Genomic DNA, 5,386 nt, shown 5'->3' with positions numbered 1-5,386 from the left:
AACTCATCTTGATACCCTTGAGGGCCTAGTTAGGGGGTTAAAGGAAGCTGGGATAATGAATCTGACCTTGGTTGAGAGAAGTGGGATGGGTGATACTAGGAAGGTATTAGAGCAGATGGGCGTCTTTGACTTATCTGAGAAGCAGGGCTTTAAAGTTTTAGTTCTAGACGAGGCGGATAAAGAGGGATGGACGAAGATTGATAGGGATGGAACTCATTGGCTTAGGGGTTTCTACATCTCCAAGGAAGTCCTTAAAAGCGACAAGGTTGTCCAGACTTGCTGCCTTAAAACCCATAGATTCGGTGGCCACTTCACCATGTCCCTGAAGAGCTCAGTAGGCTTGGTGGCCAAGAAAATTCCCGGAGGTTTGTACGATTATATGTGGGAGCTACATGGCTCTCCTTATCAAAGGAGAATGATATCCGAGATCAACAAGTTCTATGATTGCCACTTGGTGGTCATGGATGCCATAAAAGCCTTTGTGAATAAGGGTCCTGAACTTGGCGATATTGTCGAGCCCAACCTCCTACTGGCAAGTGGAGATAGGATAGCCATAGACGCTGCTGGGGTAGCCATTCTTAGGAGTTATGGGTCGACTAAGGATATTATGAATAGAAAGATCTTTGAACTCGAACAGATCAAGAGGGCAGCCGAGCTTGGTATAGGTGTGAAGTCAGCCTCGGACATAGAGCTTATTCCCTTAAACGATAAGAGCCGCGAAACTGCAGACAAGATAAATGATGTTCTCAAGATCCAAGGATAGACTAACATTTAGTGTGATTGAATTTGGAACATGAAGAGCGTAATAAAAAGATGAAGGCCTCAGATTTATTCGTAAAACAGTTAGAAGAAGAGGGCGTCGAGTATATCTTCGGGCTGCCTGGAGAAGAGATCCTTCATCTACTTGAATCTATAAGAAAATCGAAAATCAGGTTGATTGTTACTAGGCATGAGCAAGCAGCAGCATTCATGGCTGCAACTTACGGAAGATTGACAGGAAAGGCGGGTGTCTGTTTTTCAACCCTTGGTCCTGGAGCGACCAACCTCGTTACGGGCGTCGCACATGCTCAATTGATAGGTGCACCCCTGATCTCCATTTCGGGTCAAAAAGCTATAAGGGAGAACTGGCAGGGAAGATTTCAGCTTATCGATGTTGTCAGTCTGATGAAGCCCATAACAAAGAAATCGGTTTCCATCGTCGACCCGGGTACGATTCCCACAGTTCTTAGGGATGCCTTCAAGATTGCAGAGTCGGAAAGACCTGGAGCAGTCCATATCGAACTTCCTGAGGACGTATCTTCGGATGAGACGGATGCAAAGATCCAACAGAGGCATGATATAAGGAAGCCTTCCCCAGATCATAAGGCGATCGATGAAGCAGTCAAGTTAATAGATAACTCAAAGAATCCCTTGATCATCGTTTCATCAGGTGCAAATAGGAAGTTAATCACAAAGCAGCTCTTAAAATTTATCGAGAAGACGGGCATATACGTTGTTCATACACAGATGGGAAAAGGGGTCATAGGAGACGATTGTGAGTTTAGTCTTTTTGCTACTGGAGTTCACAAACGAGATTATGTGAACTGTGGGATCGATAGAGCCGATTTGATCATAACGATAGGATATAACATAGTGGAGTATCCTCCTTACATATGGAATAAAGAGGTCGATAAGAAGATATTGAATATCGATTTCGTCCAGTCAGAACCTGACAAATATTTCAATCCTCATGTAGAGGTTATAGGGGACATATCTGATTCCTTAAGAAGAATATATGAGAAGATAGATGTAAAACGGGATTTCCCAATCTTTAAGAAAACTAGGAAATTGATAGAAGAGAAGATCGACGAGCCCTTCGAACATAGGTATCCTCCCCTTCCCCAAGAGGTAGTAAAGAGTGTAAGGGATGCTCTATCTAAGGATGATATCTTAACGTTGGATAACGGGATCTATAAGCTCTGGTTTTCGAGGTTGTATAAAACCTATGCTTCAAACACTTTCCTTGTAGACAATGCCTTGGCAACTATGGGTGCTGGATTACCATCAGGGATCGCGGTTAAAATGCTGGTTCCTGATAAGAAGGTTCTGGCAGTTTGTGGTGATGGAGGATTCATGATGAACTCTCAGGAGTTGGAAACTGCTGTAAGATACAAAATCCCTGTCGTTACGTTGATATTGAATGATAATGCCTTTGGATTCGTTAAATGGAAACAAAGGAGTATGAATTTTGAAGATTTTGGCTTGGATTACTCGAATCCAGACTTCGTTAAATACGCAGAGAGCTATGGGGCAAAGGGTTTTAGAGTCGAAAGAGGCTTTAACTTGACAGAAGTCTTGAGGAAGGCCTTTTCCTTAAATGAGGTTGCTGTCGTTGAGTGCCCAATCGACTATTCAGTGAATTACGATGTCTTTTCAGAAGAGCTCAGTAACCTAGTTTGTAACATATAAATTCGCTATTCTCTAGATTCCTCCAACGATAACAGCGTCTTGTCGAAGAATCATGTCTTACCTCTCTTTGTGAAGCAGCATCGATCAAGTTCATTAAACTATTGAATGAGCTAACGACTATGTGCCTCACCAATTTTCCCAATACATCGTAAAACTCTTCCCCCGTCTGTGTTAAACTTGTGTAAATAACGTTTTCAGGATTTCCTCCACACTTAAGGTAGAAGAAGAGCTCGCCAACCGAAGTGTGGAGGTTAAATTAGAATTGTGTGTCAAGAGCTATCCCTGTCTAAAGTTCCAAGAAATTTTCTGCTTGACTAATTATGATCGTGGCCTAATGCTAATGTATGTCTGAACCTATATTGGGTCATGAAAGACAAACATTTTTACCGGTAAATATGTATTCAAATTTAAGTCTCCACCCACAATATTTCAAAACTGCCTTATTTAGCCAAAATAGCCTCAGAATAAGCCTAAAATCAAAGTGCCGGGGGGTGGGATTTCGACATTAATTTACCAGTAAATCCAGAGCTGGATAGAAATGGGTTCGGGCCCGATGGGATTTATACCTAAATGGTTTTAAGTCTATGAGGGATTTGGGCGTCTAGTTCATCTTGGAAGCATGATGGTCTGAATCTGTCGGCGAACCTCCCTGGTTTTGTGATCATCAACGCCCAAATTTCCTTTCTTGCGCATGGTACCAACTGAAGGCAGTCTCACAATCTTGTTCTATGCATTCAGGAAATAGTTTTTCGATAAAGTAAAGCTCAGAATATCGTGCTTGAATACTTAAGAAATCGGACAATCTTTGAAGATTGCCTGTTCTTATTATTAGATCAGGTTCGACATCTACCATCAAAAGAGACTTCATCTCTGATTCCGGTTCCCTAAATGCTTTCAAACAAGCATTCAAGAATTCATGTTGAGCACTCCATGCCATTAGAAACACTACACAGTGTCTTGTATAGGCTTTGGTGGCCTCGGTGAGTTGATCCATTACCTCCCTCAAAGAAACTGGGAGTACTTCTCTTTGCGTGGAATAAAACTGAAAATTAATCTGTTTTTGATGAACTTCTGAATTCGAGTCCAAGTATTTTCGAAACTCTTTTTCATAAAGATCAAATACCTCTTCGAGCTTTTTTTTGGGTCTTTTGAGATTATCTTCGCTCAAAGCATAAACAATTACATGCGAGACATCATTTCGAAAACAGAAGTCTAAGAACATCCCTAATGTTTCTACGCCCTTTCTAAATACCTCAGCCCTGGATATACCGTATTTTTCAGCGTATCTACGGTTACCATCCGGTATAAGCCCAACAATCATGAAGAATCAACATTCTGTATTACTTCGTCGGGTATAAACATTTGCTACATGCATGGCTGTGGACTGAAAGTCACGTGCTCATCTCATCCTTGACGGCTATCAGGTTGACCCTGTCTATGTTGTACACTATTTTAGCCCCTTCATCGTTTGAAGGGAGGCGTATCATTAATAAAAACGCAAATAGTACTATTCTTTGATGAGTGAGTAATTACAAAATCTAACTTATAGTTAGAGCCTTGCTCCAACACAAGTGAATGCGATAGAACATATAAATCATGATCAATCGTTGAAGATTCTTTATTAAGAGAGCCTTGGAAGATAAGACCATCATTCTTGTATAACTCTAAACTCACTCTATCAATCTTCTCTCTACCACTATAAGCCTCGAGGCTAAAAGTTGCATCATAACTATTCATATCAATTATCTGGTTGTTCTGAGTTATCTCATTAATCTTTAAGAGGCGTATTATTGGCTTTATCTCAATATCATCTATTGTTAAAGCTCTGTCTAGAAGGAAGATAAGAGCTAGGGCTATGAGAAATTTACAATATCCCCTCTCTACGTCTTCAAGGATTTTACTAAGGTCCACAATCAATGTTACTATGTATGGTCCACGTATCCAAGGATAGTTATCGAAAAATTCTGTACTAAATCTTTTTTCGACTTGATTGAAGGCTTCAACTATCTCCTCTTGTGAGTAGTTAATAGGTAGTCCAAATAGCCAATTGCTTTGTATTTCTCTCCAGTCAAAAGGCATAATCAATCAATACATTATAGATTGTTGTTCAAAAACTTGTTTAAAGAGTATTGTGTGAATTAAAGAACCTCCTTGTAATATGCTTTTACTTAAAGAACAAAGACAGTAAATGGATTGCTGATGGCATAATGCTCAAGATTCTGAATTTGAGCGTGAAGCTCTCTAAAGAAACATAAATTTCTATAGGAGCCATCGAATAGAAATGGAGCTCTTATCTTAAAATCTTAAGGACACTAATAGGGGAGAATTGCTCCTCCAGCAGTTTGTAGTAATAGTAAAATGTTCTTGAGCACGAAAGGTAGGAAAGTTAGATAGGCTGTTACTATTATTACTATATCTATTATTACCTTCTTTCGTGCTTAAGATATTACGTATCGGTATTATTTTCCACTCTTCCCCTGCTGTTCAACCAATCTCTGAGCATAAAACAGGGGTTAATTACTACTAGAGGGGGTAGGTAAATAGCGTGTATGTGTATATAAAGAAAGTAACCGATGCCTTTCACGCTCAAGAAAATTCTATGGACTTTAAGCAATAAATGAGCTTTGTAGCAGAATTGTCGAGTCCAACGATCGGTCAACATAGTTTACACTCGAATTTTAAGTACGTGTCTATGCAATCTTACTTCAGTTAAGTAGATTTAAGCTGATGGTGAAACTGGAGGCGTTGATGTTGGTGTAGATGTTGGCTTTGGCGTTGGAGGTCTTCTTCCTCTCATAATGAGATATACTGCAACGACGATCACAATCACAATTGCTGCACCAATTATGGCTAGAGTGGTCAGGTCGAGGCCGAATATGATGCCCGCATTGACAGTGAAGTTGACTATAACCTCCTTCGAGTTGCCTACTTTGTCAAA

At 40.3% G+C, this 5,386-nt stretch carries 5 protein-coding genes; 2 read left to right on the top strand and 3 right to left on the bottom strand.

Annotated elements, in window-relative coordinates; all coding sequences use genetic code 11:
• The first annotated feature begins 55 nt into the window (after positions 1 to 55).
• Together L6N96_02960 and L6N96_02955 are read left to right on the top strand one after the other, a co-directional pair.
• A complete protein-coding gene (locus L6N96_02960) occupies positions 56 to 763 on the top strand; it encodes a DUF362 domain-containing protein (GenBank protein ID MCP8323123.1) in 708 nt (235 codons plus the stop codon).
• Positions 764 to 786: 23 nt separating this feature from the next.
• Complete coding sequence (locus L6N96_02955; GenBank protein MCP8323122.1) at positions 787 to 2,448, top strand: acetolactate synthase large subunit; 1,662 nt, start codon at positions 787 to 789, stop codon at positions 2,446 to 2,448.
• Positions 2,449 to 3,112: 664 nt separating this feature from the next.
• Here the strand turns inward: L6N96_02955 and uppS are convergent.
• From uppS to L6N96_02940, 3 genes are all read right to left on the bottom strand, one after another.
• Positions 3,113 to 3,769 carry a polyprenyl diphosphate synthase gene (gene uppS, locus L6N96_02950; GenBank protein ID MCP8323121.1) on the bottom strand — a complete coding sequence of 219 codons (657 nt, stop codon included), beginning with the start codon at positions 3,767 to 3,769 and terminating at the stop codon, positions 3,113 to 3,115.
• Between the two features lie 140 nt (positions 3,770 to 3,909).
• On the bottom strand, positions 3,910 to 4,527 hold the full coding sequence (locus L6N96_02945; protein ID MCP8323120.1) for a hypothetical protein: 618 nt from the start codon (positions 4,525 to 4,527) through the stop codon (positions 3,910 to 3,912).
• A 640-nt stretch (positions 4,528 to 5,167) separates the two neighbouring features.
• A partial coding sequence (locus tag L6N96_02940) for a hypothetical protein (GenBank protein ID MCP8323119.1) occupies positions 5,168 to 5,386 on the bottom strand: 219 nt, incomplete at its 5' end.

It is taken from the genome of Candidatus Methylarchaceae archaeon HK02M2, assembly GCA_024256165.1.
Taxonomy (GTDB): domain Archaea; phylum Thermoproteota; class Nitrososphaeria; order Nitrososphaerales; family JACAEJ01; genus HK02M2.
Note: the sequence above shows the minus strand (reverse complement) of the source record. Positions and strands in the feature narration are given on the sequence as shown.

Excerpts from the sequence above, each read along its gene's own strand:
- L6N96_02945 (MCP8323120.1), bottom strand. The coding sequence starts at position 4,527 with ATGCCTTTTGACTGGAGAGAAATACAAAGCAATTGGCTATTTGGACTA.
- uppS (MCP8323121.1), bottom strand. The coding sequence starts at position 3,769 with ATGATTGTTGGGCTTATACCGGATGGTAACCGTAGATACGCTGAAAAA.
- L6N96_02960 (MCP8323123.1), top strand. The coding sequence starts at position 56 with ATGAATCTGACCTTGGTTGAGAGAAGTGGGATGGGTGATACTAGGAAG.